This window comes from Pseudomonas sp. MWU16-30316, from assembly GCF_020515645.1.
Classification (GTDB): domain Bacteria; phylum Pseudomonadota; class Gammaproteobacteria; order Pseudomonadales; family Pseudomonadaceae; genus Aquipseudomonas; species Aquipseudomonas cerasi.
In genome coordinates this window covers 115,996-140,259 of sequence record NZ_JAIZAZ010000009.1, presented here as the reverse complement: position 1 = coordinate 140,259, position 24,264 = coordinate 115,996, and the positions used below count along the sequence as shown (strand labels likewise).

The window sequence follows — 24,264 nt, the reverse complement described above, 5'->3', positions numbered from 1 at the left end:
AGTTGTGTGCATCAACCTTTCAACGCGCCGGCAGTGAGGCCGGAAACGATGCGGCGCTGGAAGATCAGCACCAGAATCACCAGTGGGACGGTCACCAGCACCGACGCCGCCATCAACAGGCCCCAAGGCAATTCGTGGGAGCTGCCACCCGAAATCAGGGCGATGGCGACCGGGACCGTTCGTTGCGCATCTGTCAGGGTGAAGGTCAGGGCAAACAGGAACTCGTTCCACGCGGCAATAAAAGCCAACAGGCCGGTCGTGACCAGTGCGGGCCACAGCAGCGGCAACAGCACGCGGGTCAGCGTGACCCAGGGCGATGCGCCATCCATGATTGCCGCTTCTTCCAGCTCATGCGGCAGTTGCCCCATGAACGTGGTCAGCACCCAGACGGTGAAGGGCAGGGTAAAAATCGTGTAGCTCAGGATCAGTGCCCATGAGGTGTTGTACAGACCCAGTGCGCGGATCACTTCAAACAGCCCCGACAGCACCGCGACCTGAGGAAACATCGAGACGCCGAGCACCATCATCAGCACCGTGCCGCGGCCTCGGAACTTGACCCTGCCCAGGGCGTAGGACGCCGTCAGGCCCAGGAACAGCGCCAGCACTACCACACTCAGCGCAACCACCAGCGAGTTGGCGATGGCCTGCAGGAATGACGCCTGACTGAGGACCGCTGCGTAATTGGAGAAGTCGGCTTCGGTGATCCAGTAGCTCACTTCAAACAAGGCACTGGACGGTTTCAGCGAGGTCAGGATGGCGTAATAGAAAGGGAAGATCGCGTACAGCAGCACGACCCCGACCAGGCCCCAGAAGGCCAGGCGCAGCAGCGCTTTCTTCAGTGGGCGCAGGTTCATGAGCGCACCTCCAGCTGGCGACGTCCGAGGTACAGATAAAGCATGGCAATCACTGCCACGACCAGAAACAGCAGGGTGGAGGCGGCGCTGCCGTAGCCGACGTCCTGGAACTCCACCAGGTGCTGGCGGGCATAGACCGACATGCTCATGGTGCTCGAAGAGTTGGAGGTCAGGACGTAGATGACGTCGAAGACCCGCAACGAATCGAGAATGCGAAAGATCGCGGCGACCAACAAGGCGGGCATCAGCAACGGCAAGGTGACTCTCCAGAACACCCGCACCGGATGAATGCCGTCGACCCGGGCGGCTTCGTAGCAATCGCTTGGCAGCATCTGCAGTGCCGCGAGCATCAGCAGGGTGACAAAGGGCACGGTCTTCCAGACGTCGACGATGATCACTGCCCACATCGACAGGTCCGCATCTGCCGTCCAGGCCAGCGGCGCATTGATCAGGCCCAGGCTCAGCATCATATGGTTGATGATGCCGAACTGGTCATTGAGCATCCACGACCAGATCTTCGCCGAGACGATGGTCGGAATCGCCCAAGGGATCAGAATCAACGCACGGACCAGCGCGCGGCCGGTGAACTTGACGTTCAACAGCAACGCCACCATCAGTCCCAGGACCATTTCCAGCCCGACCGACACCACGGTGAAATGCAGGGTGTTGCGCACCGCGTTCCACCATTGCGGATCGACCAGCACGCCAGACCAGATGACGCCGTCGTAGAGCAGATAATTGCTCAGGCCCACGAATGAGCCACTGCCGGTATCCGACAGATCGGCATCGGTCAGGCTGAACCAGAATGTGCGCAGCAACGGCCAGGCCGCCACCAGGACCAGGCACACCAGCATCGGCGTCAGAAACAGCCAGGCGGCGCGTAGCCTGCGACGTTGTACAGGCGTTTCCCGGGTGACGAGTTCGTCGTCTCCAGGGAAGTCGGTAGAAGAGACGGGCATGTTGATTTCCTTACGTGTGGCTTACCAGTTCCGGCGTTTGATGCGGGTCAGTTCGCGTTCCAGTTCGACCAGTGCCTGATCGACCGGAATATCGCCCGCCAGCACGCTATGCACCCGATCGAAGAATGCGTTGGAGACGCGTGGGTAGCCGTTGGCCGTGATCGCGGCGGGGCGCATGACCCCATTGCTGAGGATGCTGTGCAACTGCGGGTAGTAAGGCATCGCCGCGAGCAACTCGGGGTCGGCATACAGGGACTCGATGACCGGGTTGTAGGCACCTGCCAGGGCACGCTGTTTTTGCTGCTGGGCGCTGGTCAGGTAGGCAACCAGTTCTGCCGCCAGTTTGGGGTTGCGGCTGTAGCGCGAAACCGCCAGGCCCCAGCCTCCGAGCGTTGAAGCGTGGGTGCCGTTCGCGCCGCCACTGGGCAGGGGCGCGACGCCGACCTTGTCTTTTATCGCGCTGTCCTTGCTTTGCACCAAGGCCCAGACGTAAGGCCAGTTGCGCATGAACAGCGCATTTCCTGACTGGAATACGCCACGGCCTTCTTCCTCGGTGTAGTTAAGTACGCCGGGCGGGGAGATCTCGCCGATCCAGCTTTTTGCCAGGGTCAGCGCGACTCGTGAGGCCTGGCTGTTGACCACGATGTCTCCGCGCGGGTTGACCAGTCCGCCGTCCGGCTGGCTGCTGATCCACTCCAGGGCATTGCACGTCAGGCCTTCATAGGCGCGCCCCTGGAACACGTAGCCCCACATAGTGACATTCCCCGCATCGCGTTCGGCTTTTTGCACTTTTTTGGCGGTAGCGGTCATGTCCTCCCAGGTCTGGGGGACCGGCTGCTGGTACTTGTCGAGCAGATCCTTGCGGTAATACAGCAGCCCCGAGTCGGTAAACCAGGGCATCGACACCAGTCGGCCGTCGACGGTGGCGTTGTCCACCTGTGCCTGGAAATAGCCTTGTGTCGCATTTGCCGGAAGCAGTTCGCGCAGATCCGTCAGGTGTTTGGCGAGCATCCCCGGCCACACCATGTCGATTTGAATGATGTCGATGTCGGTGGACTGGGCGCTGAGGATCTGCTGGTAGAACGACAGGCGCTCGGTTGCAGAGTTAGGCGTGGAAACCACCTGAACGTTGTTGCCGGTCTGTTTTGACCAGCTATCGACTGCCTCCTTGCACAGTTGCAATTCAGCGCCGACGGCCCCGCACGAGATCGTCAGATCGGCTGCGTTCGACAGCGCAGAAAACCCGGCAGACAGGGTGAGCAGCGCGACGGGAAGAAGAGATTTCAGCTGTTTCATAGAGCCCTCTTTATTTTTGTTTTTATAAAAGTTAACGTTAACATCGTCAATGTAACAGCGTATTTTCGATGTGGCACCCTTTTTTCTCCGATTTGCACAATTTTGTGCTGAAGGAAAAAGGCTCGGCCAACGTCACGAAAACAATAAAAACAAAACAGGAAGTCCACATGCAGAACGCATCAAGATGGCTACTCGCAGGGGTACTCGGCACCTCGACAACCGTCTCTCAGGCCGCGACTCTGGAAGAGCGGATGGCCGCATTCGAAGCCCGTGCCAGCGCTGCGGAAAAACGTGCAGCCGCAGCCGAACAGCAAACCCAGGCGCTCGCCAGGGAGCTTCAGCAACTCAAACTCTCGACCCCCGTTGCGCAGCCTGCCGCACCCACTTCTGCGTCCACCGTTGCGGCCAGTTCACAGCCGGCTCTGGATGATCGCGTGGCAAAACTCGAAGCCCGCCAGCAAAGCATGGAGAAGCCAGGCAGTGCCGGACACCTCACCGACGGGTTCAGCTTCAAGGGCTACGCTCGCTCCGGTCTGTTGATCAACGACGGTTTGGGCGGCGGTCGCGGTGGGCCTTATACAACCCCCGCAGGTTCAGTCGGTGGTGCGGTCGGGCGCCTGGGTAACGAAGACGACACCTACATGCGCTTCGATCTGTCGAAAGAGATCTACGCGCAGAACGGCACGCGCTCCAAGTTCACCGTCTCCATCGCCGACGGCGTTGAAAGCTATAACGACTGGACGGCCACCGAAAGCAGCCTGAACGTGCGTCAGGTATTTACCGAACTCGACCACATTGCCGCCTTCAAGGGGAATTCAGTGTTCGAAAACGCCACGCTGTGGGCCGGCAAGCGCTTCGACAGGGATAATTTCGATATCCACTGGCTGGACTCGGACGTGGTCTTTCTGGCCGGGACCGGTGGCGGTATCTACGATGTGCAGATGACCAAGGACTGGCGCTCGAACTATTCCCTGATCGGACGTAACTACGGAGATTTCAGTGAGGGCGGCGTCGATGCCGATGTGGAAAGCTATATCCTGACCTCCAACCAATTCTTCGACAATGGTCAGTGGCAGTGGATGTTCAACGCCATTGGTGCAAAGAAAAACGACGTCGGTACGCGCACCAATCAAGCCGGTTTTGCGCCCGCAGATTCAGGCCTGCACACCATGTTGGCCAATCACCAGAAGGACTTTTTCGGTCGGGAAGGCTTCTTCAAGACGGCGTTGCTCTATGGGCAGGGCCTGGGTGCGCAGGTCAAGGACATTGGCGCGGATGGCGAACTGATCGACGACGCCCGCGCAGTGCGTCTGGCCATGTATGGCGAGACACCTATCGCGCCGGGATGGCGCATCGGCCCGAGCCTGCTGGCCGAACAGAGCAAAGACCGCTACGTCAAAGGCGACGATTACCGCTGGCTCACGCTGAACATGCGCCTGGCCAACGAGATCAACAGCAACTTCGAGATGGCCTACGAGCTGAGTTGGCAAACCATGGACCTCGACCCCAAAGGCTATCTGCAACGCAGTGCGGTTGACGGTAACTTCTGGAAGTTTACGGTTGCGCCGACCTTCAAGCCGGACATGGGTGACCTGCTCACACGCCCCGAACTGCGAGTGTTCGCAAGCCTCATGAACTGGTCTTCGGATCTGGACCGCTACAGCACGACCGGCAACTTCGGCAAAAGTGATTTCAACTCCGGTGGTGTTTGGCAGTTCGGCATCCAGATGGAGACCTGGTTCTAGGCTCTGCAGGTAAAGCCCGGCACCGTGTGCCGGGCTTTGAATCGGTTTACGGCTACCCGATGAGCATCGGGACAGTTCGTCCTACTGACCCGCTACGCTCTTCATCACCTGCACCCTGAGCACCTTGTTGGCAGCGGTAATGTACGCCCAGCTTGCCTGCTCGCTGGAGCAGAACGTCAGGTTGCTGGTATCGGCAGCCGCGACCAGCAGTTTTCCGAGTGGCTTGCCTGCTGCGGAAAACACCTGAATACCTTCCTTGCTGCTGCTCCACAGGTTGCCAAGCGCGTCGACTTTGATCCCGTCAGGGATGCCGGGCTGGATGTCAGCGAACACCTTGCCGTTGATCAAGCGACCGTCGCGCACCTGATAGACCATGATGCGATGTGCCAGCTTCTTGTTGGTGAAGTCGTGGGCCATTTGTGAGTCGGCCACATAAAGCAGCTGCTGATCCGGCGAGAAGGCCAGGCCGTTGGGCGAGTGGACTTCGGGAGTGTCGAGACGGGTGATCTGCCCGGTGTCGGGTACGTAGCGATAGATGAACTCGCCGCCTTGCTCAGGCTTGCCGCCATAGCCCTCGCTTTTGCTCAACACCCCGAAGGTGGGATCGGAAAACCAGAGAGCGCCGCTTTTATCCGCCACTACATCGTTCGGACTGTTCAGCCGTTTGCCCTGGTAGGTGTCGACCAATGTACGCCACTCACCATTGGGCTCCTGCCGCACGATGCCGCGCTTGCCATGGGAGGCCGCCACCACACGGCCCTGGCCGTCGAGCGTATGCCCATTTTGAAAGTCGGCTTTTTCCAGCCAGGTGGACACGCCATCCTTTGCCTGCCAGCTGCTGACCTTGTTGGCCTTGATGTCACTCCAGATCAAACGGCCATCGGCCAGGCACAGCGGGCCTTCTGCCCACTTCGCCTGATCGGTGAGCAGCTCGACGTGGGCCTGTGGGGCAACCAGTTGGCTGAAGGCCGGGTCGATAACGACTTGCCGGACAGGGGCGACGGCGTCGGTTGCGCCTGCTGAACCCGCAGCCAGGAGCGCACTGCCCAATAGCCATGAGGAGGGGCGCAGAAAGCGATTTTTACGGGTCGGTTTCATAGATTCAGGTCCGTATGCGATCAGTAGGCACAGCTGCCGTTGGTACGTTTGTCAGCCGCACCCGGTTTAAGTTTGATGATCAGTTGAACATTGGGTTGATCACCCACGGTGCGCGTCAGGTGGCCTACACGTTCGTCATCCGGACGCGGCCGGGACCGGGTGTCGGCATTGAACTGCATCTCTCCCGGTCCTTGCACCAGCACACTGCCATCGGTGGTCTCCACCGACCATTGCCCCTGCAGGGTGACGACCCATTGTGGCCCCGGCGCGTGGTGCCAGTTGCCGACGTATCCCACCGGCAGCACCGCGTAGGCGATGCTTTCGATATCGTCAGGGGAGACGCCGACCCATTGCGGCGCGGCTGGCGGGGCATAGCTTTTGAACTCCAGGCCTTCCAGGCGGCAGTGGCCCACATGCGTGGCACCGTTTTCGTCAGCCCACAGCGTGGCATATGAAACAGGTGGTTGCAGTTGACCGTTACTGTGAGTCATTTGCGCAGACTCTTTCGGCACCGATTGCACGTCGGCATTGGCACTCGCCATGCCCGCGCAGGCGGCGCAGGCCAGAGCCAGGGTGTATAGAGATTTCATCGGGTCACTCCGTTTACAGGGAAATTCCGTGTGTCTGTCGCAAGACAGCGCGCTACTCAGGCCGGTCGGGTGTGAGGCAGCCAGCGCTGCTGCAAATCCCGCCGTATGACTTCGATCACCCACATCCACAGCAAGTGCCCGAACGTTTCAGATAACAACTCCGAGGCAGGCAGCTCCCACAGCGGCGGTGCCCAATGGAACGCAGGCAGGATGACGCCGTGAAACCCCAGGGTCACCAACAGGCCGAAACCCAGACCCTGCCACAGGGCGGCGCGCGGATACCGGAGTACAAGCAGGCAATAGAACATGGCGAAGAAGATGGAAAAGCCATGGTGGACCAGGGCACTGCCGTAATTCACCACATGCTCTGAATACACATAAGTCAGCTGCTGAGCGTTGATGCCCAGCGAATCAAGCATCTCCACGGGCGGGACCGGGCGGTCCGGCGTGCGAGGCGGGAAGGGGATCTCTGTACCCCATTTGATGAAACTGGAAACATTGCCTCCAACAAAGCCGGCCAGTGCGGCGACACCATACGCTCGCGTGTTCAAATCAGCGCCCCTTCTTCGATAGACCAGGCTGTGAGCGATCTCGCTCTAGCCGTTTACCATGAAGTATGTGCAACGCTCATTTATTTGTAACATACTAATTTGATAGCTCATTGATACTAAAAAAATATCAGATGATTGATTTGAAATTGATGCGCCAGTACGTGGTGGTCGCTGAAACCTTGAATTTTCGCAAGGCCGCGCAGCGCTTGAACATGTCACAGCCGCCCCTGAGCGTTGCGATTCGTCGTCTGGAAGAATGCCTGGGCGTGCAGTTGTTGCTGCGCAGTACGCGCTCCACGCAATTGACCGCTGCGGGCGTCGTGTTTTTGGCCGAGGCGCGGCAAACGCTGTTGCAGGCCGAACGGGCCTGTGAAATGGCACGTCGCTCAGCGGCAGGCATGCTCGGCACGATTCGCCTGGGTTTTGTCGACAGCGTGGTCGATGGTTTGCTGCCGGCGTTGCTGCGTTGCTATCAGGCAGCGAACCCGAACGTCGATATTCAACTGCAGGAGGCCACCCCTCCCGAGCAACTTGAAGGCCTGCGCAACGACCGGCTGGACGTTGGCATTCTGGTGTTGCCGGTCATAGACCCGGGCAATATCCATATCGAGCCGCTGTTCGAGGATCGCATGGTTGCGGTGCTGCCGCAGGATCATCCCTTGGCCGAGCGTGCGTCCATCGGTCTTGCGGCGTTGGCAGACCAACCCTGGATTCTGTTCGCCCCGCATCATGGCCCGGGCATGCACTCGCACATTCTGCTGGCCTGCGCCAACGCTGGCTTTACTCCTCGGGTCGTGCAACAGCCTCGCCAGATGCAGACCACCGCCGCGCTGGTCGCCGGAGGCATGGGTGTGGCCCTCATGCCGCAGCGCTATGCCCGACGTCAGCCGGGGCGGCTTGCCTGTCGTGAGCTGACGGGCCCAGGTACACCTGTCGCCTATGTGCTGGCGCTGGCGTATCGCGAGCTGTCTCCGTGTGCGCAGTCCTTGCGCGAAGTGATCATGGAGCTGGTTCAGTCGCCAGCGTTCACGCTGTCGTCCGCGGAGTCGTGACGCCGTCACCTGAACTCAGGCCCCAACCCGCTATTCGCGTGCCGGTTCAAATGCACTGAACGCCTGGCTACGCCCTGACTCCAAATCTTGCCCCGGCGCTCAAACAATGCATCACGTCGATGGGTGTTCGAATCCTCTGCCAATCAAGGAATTCCCATGACCGATCCACGTAACGTTGCTCACGACAAAAAAGTCCAGCAAGAGAAAAAGAACCACGGCGAAGAAATCGCGCCGAATGCCGAGCACGCGCCTCAGCCGGGGATGAAGCCGGCACTCAAGCACGATGATGACGAGCAGGAAGAGCAGGCGTAAGCCAGGGACCTGATCGTGACCTTTGGCGGTGCTGGCTGATGTCAGCACCGCCAGGTGGCGCATTCGATGCCATCACTTCAGGCAGGCAACAGGGGCCTATAGCATGCTCAAACACATCATTTTTGACGTAAACGAGACGCTGCTGGATCTGGCCGCGCTCGACGCTTTCTTCGAGGGACTGTTCGACGATAGCCGTGTGCGCACCGAATGGTTCCTGACACTGCAAGAGTGCTGGATGACCAACACCATAACCGGCCAGTATCAGGCGTTTGGTGATCTGGCGCAGGGCGCTTTGAGAATGGTTGCCGCACGGCACAAGGTGGACGTGGGCGACGATCATTGCCAGGCCCTGGCCGCAGGCATCAAATCTCTTCCTGCGCATAAGGACGTTCATCAGGCACTGCAGTTATTGAAGGACTACGGGTTTGTGCTCATTGCCCTGAGCAATGGCGCGCTGGAGGCGCTGCAGCAACAGCTCGAATTTGCAGGATTGACCGACTGCTTCGAGCACATCATGGCAGGCAGCGAAATCAGTCAATTCAAGCCAGCCGCAGCAACCTACCAAATGGTCGCACAGCGCTTGGGCATCGCTACGGATCAGATGATCATGGTCGCAGCGCACGCCTGGGACATCGCCGGGGCTGCCCAGGCCGGGTGTCGCACCGCGTTTGTCGAGCGCCCGGGGAAGGTGCTCAACCCGCTCGGCACCCAGCCTGACTTGATCGGTAAAGATGTTCAGGATGTCGCCATGAAACTCTGCGCAGGTCCGTTTTAGCACTGATTCGGGAGTCGGCCTGCAGCCATCCCTGATCACTTGCAGACCTTCACTTGAAGGGTATGACCGATATCTCCCCGTTCCTTTCGATGATCGCGTACCTGATGTCCTTCATCTCCACGATCCCTTGCGTGGTTCGTGCTGCCTCCATCACATCGGATTCACTGATACGCGCCTCTCTCATTCGTTGGGTCAGTGGCTTGCCGTCTTCCACAATGACCGTGGGGCCGCCATCCAGAAACTTTGCCAACCGCTTTGATCGGCGTTTGGCCAGGGAAAAGCCGACGTCTATGGCGATAAGGGTGGAGATGATCAGTATCGCGTTAGTCACCGAAAAATCATCGCCCAGCAGCGCCTGCTGAGTGGCCTCGCCAATGATCAGCAACAAGACGAAATCGAAGGTGGTGAGGTCGGTAAGAGAGCGGCGTCCGGCAATACGAAACAAGACCATCAAGACAAAATAAATCGCTGCTGCTCTGAGCACTGCATCCATAAATCGCGTTCTCTCTACGGGTAGATAAACCTGGGCATCGGCAGCGTTTCGCCACCCAGCATATGCATTTGCCCTCGGTACAGTCCCACCCCGTTACTGCGAACAGTCAGGTACAAGGTGGCCAGACCGTCCTTGTCGGCCTGCATCGGAATAACCAGATCACGGCCTTCGCTGTGAAGGGGCGCGGGCTGGGGGTTGAGGTTCTCGATCGACACGCCTTCGAGCAGTCCACTGCCGACGACCAGATAACGCATTTCGGAGGGGGCGCCTTTGGACGTGACAATCATATCGTCCTGACTGCCGTTGCGGCTGAAACGCTCGTAGCTCACCTGCAGTTTGCCATCTGCCGTTTCGGGCTCCACCTGGCTCAATGGCCCTTTGGAAAACAAGCCGGCGAGGGTCAGCACTATCAGCACAATCAGGCCAGCCCAACCGATGCGCTCAAAGCGCCAGACTCGACGCTGCTGCGCCATATCTTCCTCGACGGGATATGACCGGCTGCGGAACTCATGGTCGTCCGCTTCATCACCGCGTAGTGGCATTAACGTGCTGTCCATTAGGGAAATTTTGTAGGCACCTTATTACGCTTCCAACCGGCCCGCTGTCCAGAACGGTTTAAGTCCTTGCCATGGTTTTGACGTTCCTGGTGAGTGACTGCCAGAAGCTCTGGCGTAAGGGCGTAGATGCGATTCACCGTATGTGATTGGGCGCTTGCCTGTAACAGTCGTGTTGTTTGAGATAAATGGCCGCATCACTCGCAGGTAATCTGATGGCCTGGAGCACGGTTTGAACGTTAGCCGAGCGAATGCCGACACGAGGGCGATGAAGGGGCGGTTCGAGTGTCTTGCGTTAGTCGTTGATCGGCGCGTAGGACGATAACGCGGAGTGGATTCGGGATCGCACTATGTAAATGCCTTCCAATGAATTCGGGCTGGATGCCACTCCAGGCGAGCCTGTGCAAATGGTTATCCAGCCCGATGCTGCAATTACGATCAGAAGCGGACCGTCACGCCGGCATTCACCGAGTGGAAACGAGTGTCAGTGCCGAACTGCCCCTGGTAAGACAAGCCCAGATCGGTCTGACGGTTCAATCGCAGCTTCGCGCCGACTTCGGTCAAGGCGGTGTCGCGGTTTTGAGCTACGCCTTGCACTTCGAAGTTTGGACCGCCGGCAAAGCTCTGCTCGTTTCGCGGATCCAGATCACCAAAGGCGCGTCGCCATCCCAGTGAGCCGTAGACCTGGGTATCGAGGTTGGCCACTCGGGTGTTCGTCGATGCGCGCAGGCCGAGCGTCGAGAAGACGGTATTCTGCTTGTCGCTGGACACGTCTAGCGCGGCTGGCCCACCTTTTTCGTGCAGATCTTTGGCGTCGTAGCGAACATAGGAAAGCCCGGCGAAAGGTTCCAGAGCCACGCTGCCAAGCGGTATGCGGTAGGCCGCTTCACCACTGGCCTGCAACGATTTCGCGTCGCGTTTGCCAGTCAAGTGATCACTGAATCCGGCGAAGGCCACATTCCGCTCGCTCTCCAGCTTGTGCCAGGTGTAGCCGACGTCGGCGCTGAGGCGCAGTGCATCGATCTGGGCTCCGGTGTACAGGCCAAGATGATAGTTGTCGCTGTGGCCGTCGGCATCGCGATCATCGGCGTCGAACTTCGAGCGGCTATAGCCAGCGTAGACGCCGCCGCGCCAATCCGGGGTGAAGCTGCCGTCCGCACCGAACAGCAGGCCACCTGTGCTTTGATGCAGACCGCCTGCGCCATTGTTGCTGCTTGTTTTGGTCCAGTTGCCGAATGGTTGCACCCAGGCACCGCTTTCGGTGGGTGGAGTGGTTGGCATCAGATTGAGTGCCATGGCTGGCATCCGCAATGTCCCGGTATCGAGAAGATTACGCACACGAGTCCCCAGTACTCCGGACACCACCTGGCTGTTGGCGATCAGGGCGGTCGAGGTACTGGCGAGCGTGTCGCCGGACAGCTGATCGGCAGCATTACGCGCGCTTTCGGCATCCAGAATCAACAGATTGTTATAGAGGCGCAGCGGTTCGCCGCTTTGCTCCAGCACGCTGAGCGCACCCGCTGTATTGAACTGATTCTGGGTCAGCATGACCGTTTGAAAGATACCCGGTGTTGGCGCGGGGGTCGGCTCTGGCTCAGGTGTTGGAGTCGGCTCAGGTGTTGGTTCAGGTGTAGGCTCTGGAGTTGGAGTCGGCTCTGGAGTCGGTTCTGGAGTCGGCGTAGGTTCTACGCTTTTTTGTTCAATGGTGAGGTTCAGGTCATTGGCTGTGCGTTGCAGCCCGACATTCAGGAACGCCGAGTTGGTAAGTGCCTGGGCATAGGCAGTGCCTGCGGCGGCGCCGTCGACCAAACCGCCCTGGGCGGAGAGCAGCGTGTAGGTTCTGCCGCTCTGATAGCTCTGCGCGGGATCCAGCGCGGTCACGTTGACTTGCGTACCGCGCAGGGTTGCGGTGCCGCTCACGTTGATCCGGTCTGCGCTGCCGTCGCCCGCGATGTCTGCGGCGTAGCGTGAACCGGCGGCCATCTCGAGGTTGCCTTGTATCGCCAGCGCACCTATGGCGCTTTCTCCTGGCGACAGCGTACCGCCGGAGGCGACCTGGGTGCTGCCCACCTGACCGACGCCGGCCAGAATACCTCCGTCCAGTACCTGAGCGCTGTTTGTGTAAGTCCCGAACTCAGTGCGGCCCGCAATGCCGTTGACCACCAGTGTGCCGTTACCTACGTTAAACCGCGAAACGCTTTGGGTGGTGGCTGTGTTGCCGCGCTGATTGACCTGGTCGACGTTCCCCGCCAACACCAGTCGCCCGCCGCGCACAACGACGCTACCGGCCAATCCCGTGGTGTCGCCGCTCAGCGTGGTATTGCCGCTGAACGCATACACTCGACCCGTACCATTCAGCGTGTTGGCGAACTGCAGATCGGTGTCAGTATGGTTGAACGCCAGGGAACCGTTGCCGGTGCCAAAGCTGACGGCGGTTTGCGGATTCAGTCGGCCTGCCGCCAGAGCTGCTCCTGCAGTCATGGAATCAACATCGGTACGGTCAGGGTCCACCGCGACCGGGCCGCCGATGGTAAACGTGCCGCGCGTCGCCGAGTTGCTGTCGTTCACGAAGCTGATCAGCATACCGTTAGTGGCGCTCAGTTCGGCACCGTCGGCCAGCGACAGGTAAGTACGGACAACGTTGGTGCCGAGCGTCAGCGATTGCACGTCGAGACGGGTACCCTGTCCGGTAACATTGACCTGATTGCTTTGGTTGATAACGGCCGACCCCAGCCGCAGCTCGTTACTCGTCAGTACTGCGCCGTTCTCGAGGGTCAGGTCGTTTCTGTTCACAAAGGAGCCGCTGTTGTCCCAGCGGGTTCCTGCGCCTGAAAGCTTGATGACGGAGTCTATGTCGACCTGCTGGCTGTTGATTTTGCCGCCGTCATTGGCCGTGATGCTCGAGCGATACACAAACACTCCGCCGGCCTGGATGTTGACCGCATCGACCAGGGAGTTCTGACCACTCACCGACAGCGTCGCGTTCGAAAATGCGTTGGAACGGGACCCGAAAACTTCACCCATATCCAGATCCCGAACCGACACCTGCCCTCCGTTACGGACCGTCAGATCGCCCTGGCCGACACCACCGACAACGATCGAGTTACCGAGAACGAATGAGGTGCGAGGCACCACCCAGCGCGAACCTGCCCCTTCAACCACAACATTGGCCTGAGCCATATTGACGCCGGTTCTGCTGGCCTGGCCAACGATGCTGCCGCCTTCGCTGGTCACGGTTGCGCCGCTGTTGATTGTCAGGGTAGAAGTGTTGCCGTCAGTTGCATTGACGTCGATCGCGCCATCAATCAAACGGTCGCTGTTAAAGGTTTCCTGACCATTAGTGAGCACATAGTCAACGGCCTGAGCCTCTGGAAGCAGTGCGAGAGTAATTGCAAAAGCAAGAGGGGATATTCTGAATAAGGGGTTCATAGCGACTCCAGATACTCCATAAAAGCCACCATGGTGGCTGCCAGCCCCGAGGGCTTAAGCGTTTCCGTTCGGCGGGTTGCCAACAACGGGAGTATCAGGAGGGGAGGGTGCAGTGGATATAGCACGGATGTACTAGCGGCGGCCTGTTACTGATTATATAAGTTCCGATCAACAGGCAGGCAGTTATTCAATAGCTCATCTGTACTATGGAAGTAGGTGTCGGCGACTCTTATCATCGCGCGGTTTTATTGAAACGTTAGAAATCGGCGTGGCCTCGGGTAACGTTGACAGTTGCAAATTCGCCATGGACGCTTATAAATCACAACGGCCGCAGATTAAAATGACCCTGTTGAAAACTACACTTGGCCTTGCCGCTGTATTGGCATCCACTCAACTTCTTGCTGGCGGCTTCGCCCGTACCGAGCAAAGTATCGCCGGTATGGGCAGCGGTCAGGCTGGCCGTGCATCGATGGCTGAGGACGCCAGCACGGTGTACGGTAATCCGGCAGGTATGGTGCGGCTGGACAACAGCCAAATCACCATGGGGGCCGCGTTCGTGGACGCATCCACTGACATCAGCCATGCCGCCGGTCGTTCACAAGGGAGTAATGATGGCAATATGGTGCCCTTCAGCACGGTGCCGTTCGGTTTTTACACCCGGAAAATCGATGAGCACTGGGCGTTCGGCCTGGGGCTCTACGCACCCTTCGGTTTGTCCACCGATTATGAAAGCAGTTTTCAGGGGCGCATGTTCGCCAGCAAAAGCGAGATCAAGGTGGTGACGTTACAACCCACCATCAGCTACGCCTTCAATAACAGGCTGTCGATTGGCTTCGGTCCGACGTTCAATCGAATTGCCGGAACGCTTGAATCAGACATCACGCTTAATCCGGCCATTGCTGACACCCGTGTCAAGGTTTCAGGTGATGACACGGCCGTGGGCTTCAATGTCGGCGTGTTATTCAACGCAACCGACTCCACCCGCGTAGGCCTGACCTACCATTCCAAGGTCGATTACAAGCTGGGCTGTCACACGCAAGTTTCCACCGGCGCAGGAACGCCGCCGCAGTTGCTTGCGAGCAACCGTTACGACTGTACGTTGAAAGTGGCCACGCCGGAGTCTTACGATTTTTCAGTGACTCAGGCGCTTAGTGGCGCCTGGACACTTTACGCCAGTGCGACCTGGACAGGCTGGAGCAGCATGCAGGACTTGAGCCTGCGCAATCAACCGGTCTCGGCCGCGCAAGGCGGCACGCTGGCTTCGGCACTGACCGGCTCCATTCAGGAAGGCCTGAACTGGCACGATACATGGGCTTACGCGCTCGGTACTGCGTATCGGCTGGATCCGCAGTGGGTGTTGCGTGCGGGCGTGATTATCGATCAGTCGCCGACCGGTAATACCGGGCGTTCACCCCGTACGCCGACCGGGGATCGCGAGGTCTTCAGCGTAGGGGCGGGTTATGACGTCACGCCACAACTGAGCCTGGATGTCGCCTATTCGTATCTTCAGGAAGAAAGTGTCGATGTCAGTCGCGCCAATGCACTGGGCAGTTACAGTGCGACGTACAAAAGCCGTGCGAGTTTATACGGTATTGGGGCGACGTATAGATTCTGATCCTGAAAGAGACTCTCATAACGCCCGGTTAAATTTTCCGGGCGTTGTTCTAATGCCTGTCAGTCAGCCTGGACCGGCTCGAGGAAGGTCCAGGTTTTTGCGGGGGTGACATAAAAATTTGATGGCTTGTTTCTGTGATCAAAAACAGTACGCCGTATAGCGCATCTGTACTATTGATACGCCCTCAGGTCGTAGATACAGTCCCGTGCGATGTGCATGTCGTGGTTACTTAAATAATGGATGCGTGGGTAACTCCTGCATCGATCAGTCGGCGGAGTATGTGAATGAAAAGTGCAGCCTTGTTTCCGTTAGTTCTGGCCTTGTCAGGATGCGCGGGGCTTGATCAGGCCATGTCGGTGACAAACGGGGTCTTTGATCAGACCGGAGATTTGCTGAGCGGGGATCTTCGGGGGCTGACAACTGCCAAGCAAACGACATTGACGGAAATCTGGAACGACTGGGAAACCAATGAGGTCACTGCCAAGGAAAAGTGGGACGCTAACACGCTGATCATCCCTGGCATTGTGCAGCGCATTACCAAGACAGGAACAGCCATCGGTCAGAATCAGATTGCGATCATCTTCACCGACCCCAAGAACCCCAAATGCACCGGTCAAGGGCTGACCCGCGATGACCTGCTGGTGAACAAGAAGAAGATCAGCGGATTAAAGAAAGGCGACAAGATTCTGATGAAGGGTGTTCTCGGCACCAGCGAGTCAAAATGGACCGACAACGATTCCTGCTGGCTGTCTTTCGACAAGGCCGAGTTTACGCTTCAAAAATGACAGGCTGAACCGCCGGTAATCGCAGCATTACCGGCTTCACACTTATTGCTGAGCGGTCAGTATGTGTAGAACCGGTCGACCGTCTCGCCGTTGAAGAGTATGACTATCCTGTTGATCACCTTCTTCATACCTGTACTCTTCGTTCCTGTGACGGTACTGACGTCATCCATCACATCTTCGGCATCTCCCAAGTGACCATCTGCCTGCGCCAATACTGAGTTCGACGTTCCGGCGCCGTACTTGTAACTGTACTTGTAGGCCATTTTCTTCAGCATTGCCACGCCTGATTCGCCACGCTCGTATGACCACTGTGCGGAGTTGTCGCCGACATCATCTTCCGCCGAATTAGGAGCACCAAATTTCGCCCGGATTTGAGATTTGGTCGATTTTTTGGGAATGATATTGGCTTTTATATAGTCAGGCTCAAACTTAGGCTCACCCGTCAACGCATCCAGCCCGCCAAGAGGGTTACTGCCCCCCGTCGAACAGGCCGTTAAAGCGGCCATGACTGTTATCGCAACCGCTAAACCTTTTAGCCGCGCCAGTGAATAATAATTGCCCATGCCGAATGCCCCTGATGGTAAATCAGTTGTTGAAGGTTTTTATAGACAGACAGAAACGTGCGAAAAAGCCTTGCGGTGACAAGCTTTTCAGCGTCTATATATAATGAAGTCGTTTCTTTCTTAGCTTAGGCTAACGGCGTAAGTATTCACTATAGTACAGGTGTACTAGCGAACTATAACGCCGTTGTAATCAAACTAACGTGCGCTGTTGGCTGACTGTCGCGCTCAGGACCCGGTAAGAGACGCGCGACGTGTCGTCTGCATCAAGTCCATCTTGAAACTCAGGAGCAGTGAACGTAACTCTGCAGGCCGTACCGGTTTGGACAGAACCGGTATCTGTGGGTCATTCAGCGATTGCTGTACATGCTGAATCTCGTGGCCAGTGATGACGATTGCAGGTATCCGGCGGCCATGCAGTTGGCTGAGGTAGCTAATGCAGTCTGCGCCTGTGGCGCTTCGGTCGAGGTCGAAGTCGGTAACGACCAGATCGCAATCGACGCTCGCTTGAGGGGTGGCGGAAGCGGTCTGGACGTCGCAGCCCCATTTGCGCAGCAGCATCGCGGTGGCCTGCAGCACGTTGTAATTATCCTCGATCAGCAGAACACGTAAACCGCCCAACAGGTGTTTGTTCCAGTCGATGTCCGGAGCGTGCGCGATTTGCCGTGCCGCCACAATCGGTAGCCCGCTGATGACAACCGCAGTGCCTTTATCCAGGCGCGAACCAATCCGGATGTGCAGCTTCAGCAGACCGGCGATGCGTTTGACGATACTTAGCCCAAGCCCTACGCCTTCAATGTCCTGATCACGCTCTTCGCGGACGCGATAAAACTCGTTGCACAAATGAGGTAGATGCTTTTCCGAAATACCGCGGCCCATGTCGTAGACGCCGATGTCCAACGTCCCCTTGCGGGGTCTGCAAGCAATAAGCAGGGGTTTGCCGGGGGCATATTTAAAGGCGTTCGAGATAAGGTTTTGCAGCAGGGTGCGAAGCAGCGCAGGGTCGCTGCGTATCTGTTGCCGGCACGGGCGCACGCGGATTTCGACACCGGCCCAGCTGGCCGCCTCACTGTTCTGGCTGACCAGGCCATTGATTAATGCGTCCACATCAATCGTCTCGAGGCGTGGACTCACTTCTCCCTGATTGAGGGTATAGATATCCAGCAGAGAGCGGAAAAGCTGTTCTACAGCGCTGAGTGCCCGGTCGATGTTATCGACCAGGCGGCGCTCGTCTGTGCCCAATGAAGCGTCGCGCAGACAGGCAGTAAACAGGCTGATGGAGTGAATCGGTTGCCGCAGATCATGGCTGGCCTGGGCAAGAAACCTTGATTTCGCCTCATTGGCCGCCTGGTTTTCATTCAGTGCGGTGTGCAATCGCGAGAGCAGGAAGTAAACGAACGACGGCAGCACCAGCATGGTCAGGATCATCATCACCGCAACGGCGGGATGCTCTTGAAGGAAAGGGGTGAGCTGGATGATCAGGCACAAAGACGCCAAGGCAAAGCCGGTCGCCAGCAACAGGTAATTGCGCCCGTAACGCATGCCATACCCCACCGTCATGCTGAGCATTACCGAGTAAACCGGCAGCATCGGTTCGCCACCCACAGTGATTGTGACGATCCCGGCCATGTTATCGACGACCAGCGCGAACATTCTGCGCCGGGTAGACACGCCGGGCCGTACTGCAATACGCCAGATAAGCCCGATACCAACGATGGCGAAGCCCAGGCAGTAGCCGAGAATGACCCACATTCGGCTGCCGGACATGTCGTCCAGTGCGTGCATGATCAATGCGTACAGTGCAGAGGTGGCAATCACTGCCATGCGCAACAACGCCTGGATCATTTCCAGGTCTCTGCATCGGGAGAGAATCGACATCACGTTTTCCTGGTCAGTCCAGTACTGCTGAGAGGCACGTCATGTGTTCAGCGCGTCGATGGCGGTACACAGATATTATATAAAAGAAAAGGGGGCAGGCTCTTTACGAAAAGTGGGTGCGCTTGAGGACGTTGCGTTAAAGAAACGGGGCGGGATGCGCGTCCAGTCAGCATGCTCTTTACATCATGTAGCGTCGAACGCGACCTCGGCCGCTCCGCGACTGCTTTTGCCTTGCCTGACCTTCGCGCCGGCGTTTCGTCCAGAACCTGGCAATGTCGGCGCGCTGTATAACGCAGGCTTTAGATGTTCGTGAGTACGGAACCCGGAGGCAGTCCGGGTCCTGTCACTTGCATGCGATGGCCTTATCAGTTCTGCCAGGTGGTGTAATAAATTGGAATACCGCGCGAGTTGGTGATAGAGGCGTAGTTATAGCCGGGGGCAAACGACTCGCCGCCTGCGAAGGTATAACCAAAAGCACTGAACTCAATACCGCCTCCCACGCAGTCCAGCTCTGCCTCGTTCAACAGTCGAACTGCCTGACCGGTATGAAGCGTTTCGTGTGCTTTTTTTGGGTTAATTGCTTGAGTCATCGCGTCATTTCCTCTAAGCGGGTCATTGAAAAGTCAAGTCTTCCGTAGCAGCGACCTACGGCAGAGAGCGTTATTAAAATCATCCCCTGACGCGAGTAGCAATAGTACACATGAGCTATCTGTGCCGCTGTCTTTTGGCGACTAGTTCATGTGTGCTATTGAGGTGGTCGGTCGCCAACGCTTTAATACGTCGCGCTTTAAATACGGTGACGTTCAGTCGGTCGGTGAAGGGTTTGCCCGTTACTCATGTGACGGCTATATGAAACTGTCCGGCTTCTATTCGCCCCTCTCTTTAAATACTGTCGAGCCCTGTGGTTTCTTATGGCGCATTCCTGATGATCGACGCGATGCATATTTATGCTCTTTCGACCTGAAGCGCTCGCCGCTCAGAAGCGCAGCACGCTGGGTACGGTCTTGTTGATCAGCCCGGTATCGATGCGCCTGGCAGCCGCCGTCGCGCTACTGTTCTGCATCTGCATGGGGCTGTTTCTGACTTTCGCTACATACACCAAACGTACGGCGGCGAGCGGTGTGGTGCTGCCTGAAAAAGGTCTGATCAGGATTTATGCGCCGCAAGCCGGGGTGGTCAACAACCTGGGCATCAGCGAAGGGCAGCCGGTGAATGCCGACGCTGTGTTGATGGCGTTGTCCAGCGATACGCAAAACGGCGAAGCGGGCGGTGCGCAACGGGCGATCAGCCTCTCGATCAAACGACGTCAGGAAAGCCTGACTCAGGAGATCGACAAGACCCTGGCCCTGCATCAGCAGGAGTTGGAAGGCAAAAAGCGTCAAGTCGAAGCGTTGGAAACCGAACAGCAGAAAATACTCGCGCAAATCGACCTGGCGCGTCAGCGGCTGGCGTTAACCAAAGGGATTGCCGAACGCTACGCCAACCTGCAACGCCAGGATTATGTGTCCCGTGATCAGCTTCAGGAAAAAGAAGACGCCGTGCTGGACATGCGCCTGCGTGGTGAAGAGCTGAATCGCTCGCTGCTGACAGTGCGCGCCGAAAGCACCAGGCTGCGCGCGGAGCTGGTCGAGTTGCCGTTCAACCACAGCAAGCAACTGGCCGATCTGCAACGCAGGCTGGCCGAGAATCAGGACCAGTTGGTCGAAAGTGAAACCAAACGGGAGGTCCTGATTACTGCACCAACGGCCGGTGAGGCAACCGCCATCGCGGTCTCCAACGGCTCACGGGTCGACAGTGCGCGGCCGCTGCTGAGCATCGTGCCTGCCAATGCAAAGCTGCACGCGGAGTTGTATCTGCCCAGTCGCTCGGTGGGCTTTGTGCGCGTCGGCGATACCGTGATGTTGCGTTACCAAGCCTATCCCTATCAGCGCTTCGGCCTGCAGCCGGGCAGGGTGTCGTCGATTTCACGTACTGCATTGCCTGCTGAGGAAGTCATGACGCTGGGCAATGTTTCCGAGCAGATGCGCGAGCAAGGCCCTTTCTATCGGGTCACGGTCGCGCTGGCGTCACAAGTCATCGAGGGTCAGGGCAAACGCGAGCGCTTGCGCTCCGGCATGCAGCTTGACGCCGACATCATGCAGGAAAAGCTGCCGCTCTATGAGTGGCTGCTCGAGCCTTTGCGCGGAATAGGAAAACGCCTTTGAACCTCAAAAATGCGTTCACTTTCGGGGTTGGAACCAAACTGCCGGTGGTGTTGCAGACCGAAGCCACTGAATGCGGTCTGGCGTGCATGGCCATGATTGCCCGTTACCATGGACAGCACAGCGACCTTTTTTCTCTGCGTAAGCGCCTTTCGCCGTCGATGAAAGGCGTGAACCTCAAGCAACTGATCAGCATGGCCGCGCAACTCGGGCTTGGCAGCCGGGCATTGCGCGTTGAACTGAGTGCGCTGGGTCAACTGCAACTGCCTTGTGTGCTGCACTGGAACTTTAATCACTTCGTGGTGCTCAGGGAGGTTACGGCGTACGGCGTGGTGCTGCACGATCCTGCGCGTGGCCTGTGCAAGCTGTCTCTGGATGAGGTGTCGGCGGCCTTTACCGGCGTGGCGCTGGAGGTGTGGCCCGAGAGTGATTTCCAGCCAGTGGCTGCCCGGCCGCCGATTTCGTTGCGCAAGTTGCTGGGGCGAGTGCACGGGTTTGGCCGGGTGCTCACCCACGTGCTGCTGTTGGCACTGGCGCTGGAGCTGTGCACTATTCTCAGCCCGTTTTTCATGCAGACCGTGATCGACAAGGTGCTGGTCAGCGCTGATCTGGATCTGCTGGCGGTGCTGGCCATCGGCTTCGGCATTCTGTTGATCGTGCAGCATACCGTTGCGCTGGCCCGTGGGTGGGCGCTTATGTACCTGAGTACAATGCTCGGTGCGCAGTGGCAGATTAATGTGTTCACTCATCTGCTGCGTTTGCCAGTAGCGTTTTTCGAGCGCCGCCATCTTGGCGATATCGTCTCGCGCTTCGGCTCTCTGAAGTCGATCCAGCAGACAGTCACCACGTCGTTCATTGAAGCCATACTCGACGGGCTGATGACGGTCATTACGCTGGGACTGATGATCGCTTACAGCCCTAAACTGGCGTTGGTAGCCGTGGTGGCGATGGTGATTTATGCCTTGGCGCGCTGGGCATGGTTCGGGCCGTTGCGGCGTGCCAGCGAGAATCAGCTGGTCCATGCGGCTCGTCAACAATCACACTTTCTGGAAAGCGTGCGCGGCGTGCGCACCATCAAGCTTTTCAATCGTCCTGAGCAGCGTTGCAGCGCCTGGAGCGCCTTGCTGGTGGAGGAAATCAACGCCGGCTTGCACCCCCAGAAACTGCAACTGGCTTATCGCACCTTCAACGGCGTACTGTTCGGGCTGGTGACGATCATTGTGATCTGGCTGGGCGCCACGCTGGTGCTGGAGGGGCAGTTCAGTGCCGGGATGCTGATTGCATTCAACTCGTACAAAGAGCAGTTCAACGGCCGCGTCGCCGCGCTGATCGACAAGATCGTCGACGTGATCATGCTGCGCCTGCATGGTGAGCGCTTGTCCGACATTGTGCTGCAGGACGCCGAGCCGGTTTCGGGACTGGATGGGTCGGATGACGCCAGCAGTGAGAACGTGCCCAGCCTTGAAGTACGTGATGTACGCTTTCGCTATTCCGAGTACGAACCTTACGTGCTGGATGGTGTGTCGATCCATGTTCGCGCTGGCGAGTCGGTCGCCATCGTCGGTCCGTCGGGTGGCGGCAAAAGCACTTTGCTCAACGTCATGCTCGGCATCCTGGCACCCAGCGCCGGTAGTGTTCTGCTGGATGGACAGCCGGTCGGGCCTGATCATGTCAGCAGGCTGCGGCGCCTGACCGGCACGGTACTTCAGGATGATGTGCTGTTCGCCGGGTCGATTGGCGACAACATCAGCTTTTTCGAGACCAGTGCCGACCAGCAATGGATTGAGCAGTGTGCACGGCTGGCCGCTGTCCACGATGACATCGCCCAGATGCCGATGGGCTACAACACGCTGGTGGGTGACATGGGGACTGTATTGTCCGGCGGTCAGAAGCAGCGGGTATTGCTGGCCCGGGCGCTTTATAAAAGACCGCAGTTGCTGTTTCTCGATGAAGCGACCAGCCATCTGGACATTACTCGCGAAGCGGCGGTCAATCAGGCGCTTGAGACGCTGAACATCACCCGGATCATTGTCGCCCACCGACCGGAAACCATTCGATCGGCGGATCGGGTCGTGGCGCTGGCCAATGGTCGAATTGCCTACGACGGCCCCGTGCTCGGAGAGCCTTCAGCGCAGGGCTCCGAGCCGTGATGCGCCGTGTCGGCAAATGGGCCTTGTCGAGCGTCGCCGGTATATTGCTGGCGTCGCTGTGCATGGCGGATAACCGCGTACCGGCGTGCCCTGGTTCCAGTCGGCTTCCCGATACCCTGAACCTCGCGACGGCGGTGTCTGTCGCGTTGTGTGCCGATCCCAAGTTGCGTGAAGCGTGGCTGACCGAGCTGGCGCGTCAAGCGGAGATGGACGCCGAGCATTCGGCCTACTACCCGACCGTGGAAGGGCAGTTTCAAAAAGGCCGGGCCGGTAAGACCACGCGTTATCCGGGGTTCTCCGAAGCCAATTCAAGGCTGAACGCCAGTACCAGCATCTACGGCGTGAACATGAGCTGGGTGCTATTTGACTTCGGTCTTCGCGCCGCAAAAGTCGAAAGTGCCCGGCAATTATTGAACGCCGCCAGTAGCAGCCGCATTGAGGAAGTGCAGAAGTCGATGCTTGCCACCGCCAGAGTCTTTTACCAGGTGCAGGCCAACACCGCGCTGTTGCAGGCCAAAGTCAGTGCAGAACGTCTTGCCGACAACAGCTTGAAAGCTGCTGACGCGAAATACCGTGCTGGCGCCGGTGAGCAGACTGATCGTCTGCAGGCACAATCCGATTTTGCCGAAGCGCAGCTGGATCGAGTGATGGCGGAAGGCGACCTGGCAGCGGCGCGCGGCGAATTGGCCAGCCAGCTCGGGTTATCACCCGGTGCCCCGCTCAAACTGGTTGCGTTGGATGAGCCGGGCAGTGAGGACGTAGCGTTTCTGGGGGACGTCAATGCATTGATGGAGCAGGCCAGGGCGCTGCATCCCTCTATAGAAAAAGCCCGTGCGGACTGGGCGGCGAGTCAGGCAAGAGTTGATGAGGCGAAAGCTCAGAGCCGACCCTCCATCTCGCTGTTCAGTAACTACAGTCGCCAGGATACGCCCATCGAGCAGGTTTCCACCCGTCAGGAGATAGACACCTGGACAATCGGTGTGCAAATCACGGTGCCGATTTTCGATGGCTTTCTCAATCGGCGCAGGGCGAAGGCTGCCAGTTACGAAAGCGCTGCTCGCGAACAGGCGTTGCATGAGGTTGAAAACAGTATTGCGTTGAGCGTCTGGAAGAGTCAGCAGGCGCTGGAATCCAGAACCCGGGCACTGGCCATCAGTCGTCTGTTTGTCGAGAGTGCGAGCAAGTCTTATGAAATTGCCCAAGGGCGTTACAAAGCCGGGGTGGGCAGTATTCTCGAGCTTCTGCGCTCGCAGAATGATCTGGCCTCAGCGACTCAGAAACGTGTGGAATCGTTGGTCAACTGGCATAACGCCAAGCTGCAACTGGCATCTGACCTTGGCAGTCTGAACATCGACGACTGAACGTTT

Annotated in this window: 21 protein-coding genes; 9 read left to right on the top strand and 12 right to left on the bottom strand. The window is 58.2% G+C overall.

What is annotated here, in order from left to right:
* Nucleotides 1–11: 11 nt before the first annotated feature.
* From LCH65_RS23655 to LCH65_RS23645, 3 genes are read right to left on the bottom strand one after another with little or no spacing between them, the layout of a single operon-like run.
* Complete coding sequence (locus LCH65_RS23655) at nt 12–854, bottom strand: carbohydrate ABC transporter permease (protein ID WP_003430791.1); 843 nt, start codon at nt 852–854, stop codon at nt 12–14.
* Complete coding sequence (locus LCH65_RS23650; protein ID WP_226439851.1) at nt 851–1,813, bottom strand: sugar ABC transporter permease; 963 nt, start codon at nt 1,811–1,813, stop codon at nt 851–853. Before LCH65_RS23650 ends, LCH65_RS23655 begins: the two co-directional genes overlap by 4 nt.
* A gap of 21 nt (nt 1,814–1,834) precedes the next feature.
* The gene (locus LCH65_RS23645; protein ID WP_096136624.1) at nt 1,835–3,109 is read right to left on the bottom strand and encodes an ABC transporter substrate-binding protein; all 1,275 of its coding nucleotides are present in this window, start codon (nt 3,107–3,109) and stop codon (nt 1,835–1,837) included.
* A 167-nt stretch (nt 3,110–3,276) separates the two neighbouring features.
* Between LCH65_RS23645 and LCH65_RS23640 the strand changes: the two genes are divergently transcribed.
* Nucleotides 3,277–4,854, top strand: a complete 1,578-nt coding sequence (locus LCH65_RS23640; protein WP_226439850.1) for a carbohydrate porin — start codon at nt 3,277–3,279, stop codon at nt 4,852–4,854.
* 81 nt (nt 4,855–4,935) lie between these two features.
* On the opposite strand, the gene LCH65_RS23635 is transcribed toward LCH65_RS23640, so the two are convergent.
* From LCH65_RS23635 to LCH65_RS23625, 3 genes are read right to left on the bottom strand one after another with little or no spacing between them, the layout of a single operon-like run.
* Complete coding sequence (locus LCH65_RS23635) at nt 4,936–5,952, bottom strand: SMP-30/gluconolactonase/LRE family protein (RefSeq protein ID WP_054082213.1); 1,017 nt, start codon at nt 5,950–5,952, stop codon at nt 4,936–4,938.
* A gap of 20 nt (nt 5,953–5,972) precedes the next feature.
* Nucleotides 5,973–6,542 carry a hypothetical protein gene (locus tag LCH65_RS23630; RefSeq protein ID WP_003430782.1) on the bottom strand — a complete coding sequence of 190 codons (570 nt, stop codon included), beginning with the start codon at nt 6,540–6,542 and terminating at the stop codon, nt 5,973–5,975.
* A gap of 56 nt (nt 6,543–6,598) precedes the next feature.
* Nucleotides 6,599–7,093, bottom strand: coding sequence for a DUF1440 domain-containing protein (locus tag LCH65_RS23625; RefSeq protein WP_003371176.1), 495 nt, complete (start codon nt 7,091–7,093; stop codon nt 6,599–6,601).
* Nucleotides 7,094–7,224: 131 nt separating this feature from the next.
* Here LCH65_RS23625 and LCH65_RS23620 point away from each other — a divergent pair, with 131 nt between their 5' ends.
* From LCH65_RS23620 to LCH65_RS23610, 3 genes are all read left to right on the top strand, one after another.
* The gene (locus LCH65_RS23620; RefSeq protein WP_226439849.1) at nt 7,225–8,145 is read left to right on the top strand and encodes a LysR family transcriptional regulator; all 921 of its coding nucleotides are present in this window, start codon (nt 7,225–7,227) and stop codon (nt 8,143–8,145) included.
* Between the two features lie 156 nt (nt 8,146–8,301).
* Nucleotides 8,302–8,457, top strand: a complete 156-nt coding sequence (locus LCH65_RS23615) for a hypothetical protein (protein ID WP_003317799.1) — start codon at nt 8,302–8,304, stop codon at nt 8,455–8,457.
* 103 nt (nt 8,458–8,560) lie between these two features.
* Nucleotides 8,561–9,232, top strand: a complete 672-nt coding sequence (locus tag LCH65_RS23610) for a haloacid dehalogenase type II (RefSeq protein ID WP_226439848.1) — start codon at nt 8,561–8,563, stop codon at nt 9,230–9,232.
* Nucleotides 9,233–9,281: 49 nt separating this feature from the next.
* Here LCH65_RS23610 and LCH65_RS23605 read toward each other — a convergent pair whose 3' ends face one another.
* The 3 genes from LCH65_RS23605 to LCH65_RS23595 form a co-directional block, all read right to left on the bottom strand.
* Nucleotides 9,282–9,725 carry a YetF domain-containing protein gene (locus LCH65_RS23605; RefSeq protein WP_003371183.1) on the bottom strand — a complete coding sequence of 148 codons (444 nt, stop codon included), beginning with the start codon at nt 9,723–9,725 and terminating at the stop codon, nt 9,282–9,284.
* Between the two features lie 14 nt (nt 9,726–9,739).
* The gene (locus LCH65_RS23600; RefSeq protein ID WP_226439847.1) at nt 9,740–10,267 is read right to left on the bottom strand and encodes a hypothetical protein; all 528 of its coding nucleotides are present in this window, start codon (nt 10,265–10,267) and stop codon (nt 9,740–9,742) included.
* 450 nt (nt 10,268–10,717) lie between these two features.
* Nucleotides 10,718–13,627 (bottom strand): autotransporter domain-containing protein, encoded by a 2,910-nt coding sequence (locus LCH65_RS23595; protein WP_226439846.1) that lies wholly within the window; start codon nt 13,625–13,627, stop codon nt 10,718–10,720.
* 427 nt (nt 13,628–14,054) lie between these two features.
* Here LCH65_RS23595 and LCH65_RS23590 point away from each other — a divergent pair, with 427 nt between their 5' ends.
* Together LCH65_RS23590 and LCH65_RS23585 are read left to right on the top strand one after the other, a co-directional pair.
* Nucleotides 14,055–15,323 (top strand): outer membrane protein transport protein, encoded by a 1,269-nt coding sequence (locus LCH65_RS23590; RefSeq protein WP_226439861.1) that lies wholly within the window; start codon nt 14,055–14,057, stop codon nt 15,321–15,323.
* 284 nt (nt 15,324–15,607) lie between these two features.
* On the top strand, nt 15,608–16,108 hold the full coding sequence (locus LCH65_RS23585; RefSeq protein WP_024662189.1) for a hypothetical protein: 501 nt from the start codon (nt 15,608–15,610) through the stop codon (nt 16,106–16,108).
* A gap of 56 nt (nt 16,109–16,164) precedes the next feature.
* Here the strand turns inward: LCH65_RS23585 and LCH65_RS23580 are convergent, their stop codons facing one another.
* The 3 genes from LCH65_RS23580 to LCH65_RS23570 form a co-directional block, all read right to left on the bottom strand.
* Nucleotides 16,165–16,671: a hypothetical protein gene (locus LCH65_RS23580; protein ID WP_003371192.1), complete on the bottom strand. Its 507-nt coding sequence runs from the start codon at nt 16,669–16,671 to the stop codon at nt 16,165–16,167.
* A gap of 225 nt (nt 16,672–16,896) precedes the next feature.
* Nucleotides 16,897–18,513, bottom strand: coding sequence for a hybrid sensor histidine kinase/response regulator (locus tag LCH65_RS23575; RefSeq protein WP_226439860.1), 1,617 nt, complete (start codon nt 18,511–18,513; stop codon nt 16,897–16,899).
* A 398-nt stretch (nt 18,514–18,911) separates the two neighbouring features.
* On the bottom strand, nt 18,912–19,136 hold the full coding sequence (locus tag LCH65_RS23570) for a hypothetical protein (protein WP_024662187.1): 225 nt from the start codon (nt 19,134–19,136) through the stop codon (nt 18,912–18,914).
* Between the two features lie 357 nt (nt 19,137–19,493).
* Here LCH65_RS23570 and LCH65_RS23565 point away from each other — a divergent pair, with 357 nt between their 5' ends.
* The 3 genes from LCH65_RS23565 to LCH65_RS23555 are packed head-to-tail and all read left to right on the top strand — an operon-like array spanning nt 19,494 to nt 24,258.
* A complete protein-coding gene (locus LCH65_RS23565; protein WP_226439845.1) occupies nt 19,494–20,750 on the top strand; it encodes an HlyD family efflux transporter periplasmic adaptor subunit in 1,257 nt (418 codons plus the stop codon).
* Entirely contained in the window at nt 20,747–22,897 is a 2,151-nt protein-coding gene (locus tag LCH65_RS23560) for a peptidase domain-containing ABC transporter (protein WP_096128616.1), read from the top strand. Before LCH65_RS23565 ends, LCH65_RS23560 begins: the two co-directional genes overlap by 4 nt.
* Entirely contained in the window at nt 22,897–24,258 is a 1,362-nt protein-coding gene (locus tag LCH65_RS23555) for a TolC family protein (RefSeq protein ID WP_003371202.1), read from the top strand. Before LCH65_RS23560 ends, LCH65_RS23555 begins: the two co-directional genes overlap by 1 nt.
* Nucleotides 24,259–24,264: the final 6 nt, after the last annotated feature.

What these genes read in the sequence shown, in the direction of transcription:
- LCH65_RS23655 (WP_003430791.1), bottom strand. Translation starts at nt 854, where the DNA reads ATGAACCTGCGCCCACTGAAGAAAGCGCTGCTGCGCCTGGCCTTCTGG.
- LCH65_RS23650 (WP_226439851.1), bottom strand. Translation starts at nt 1,813, where the DNA reads ATGCCCGTCTCTTCTACCGACTTCCCTGGAGACGACGAACTCGTCACC.
- LCH65_RS23645 (WP_096136624.1), bottom strand. Translation starts at nt 3,109, where the DNA reads ATGAAACAGCTGAAATCTCTTCTTCCCGTCGCGCTGCTCACCCTGTCT.
- LCH65_RS23640 (WP_226439850.1), top strand. Translation starts at nt 3,277, where the DNA reads ATGCAGAACGCATCAAGATGGCTACTCGCAGGGGTACTCGGCACCTCG.
- LCH65_RS23635 (WP_054082213.1), bottom strand. Translation starts at nt 5,952, where the DNA reads ATGAAACCGACCCGTAAAAATCGCTTTCTGCGCCCCTCCTCATGGCTA.
- LCH65_RS23630 (WP_003430782.1), bottom strand. Translation starts at nt 6,542, where the DNA reads ATGAAATCTCTATACACCCTGGCTCTGGCCTGCGCCGCCTGCGCGGGC.
- LCH65_RS23620 (WP_226439849.1), top strand. Translation starts at nt 7,225, where the DNA reads ATGATTGATTTGAAATTGATGCGCCAGTACGTGGTGGTCGCTGAAACC.
- LCH65_RS23615 (WP_003317799.1), top strand. Translation starts at nt 8,302, where the DNA reads ATGACCGATCCACGTAACGTTGCTCACGACAAAAAAGTCCAGCAAGAG.
- LCH65_RS23610 (WP_226439848.1), top strand. Translation starts at nt 8,561, where the DNA reads ATGCTCAAACACATCATTTTTGACGTAAACGAGACGCTGCTGGATCTG.
- LCH65_RS23605 (WP_003371183.1), bottom strand. Translation starts at nt 9,725, where the DNA reads ATGGATGCAGTGCTCAGAGCAGCAGCGATTTATTTTGTCTTGATGGTC.
- LCH65_RS23600 (WP_226439847.1), bottom strand. Translation starts at nt 10,267, where the DNA reads ATGCCACTACGCGGTGATGAAGCGGACGACCATGAGTTCCGCAGCCGG.
- LCH65_RS23585 (WP_024662189.1), top strand. Translation starts at nt 15,608, where the DNA reads ATGAAAAGTGCAGCCTTGTTTCCGTTAGTTCTGGCCTTGTCAGGATGC.
- LCH65_RS23580 (WP_003371192.1), bottom strand. Translation starts at nt 16,671, where the DNA reads ATGGGCAATTATTATTCACTGGCGCGGCTAAAAGGTTTAGCGGTTGCG.
- LCH65_RS23575 (WP_226439860.1), bottom strand. Translation starts at nt 18,513, where the DNA reads ATGATCCAGGCGTTGTTGCGCATGGCAGTGATTGCCACCTCTGCACTG.
- LCH65_RS23570 (WP_024662187.1), bottom strand. Translation starts at nt 19,136, where the DNA reads ATGACTCAAGCAATTAACCCAAAAAAAGCACACGAAACGCTTCATACC.
- LCH65_RS23565 (WP_226439845.1), top strand. Translation starts at nt 19,494, where the DNA reads ATGCTCTTTCGACCTGAAGCGCTCGCCGCTCAGAAGCGCAGCACGCTG.
- LCH65_RS23555 (WP_003371202.1), top strand. Translation starts at nt 22,897, where the DNA reads ATGCGCCGTGTCGGCAAATGGGCCTTGTCGAGCGTCGCCGGTATATTG.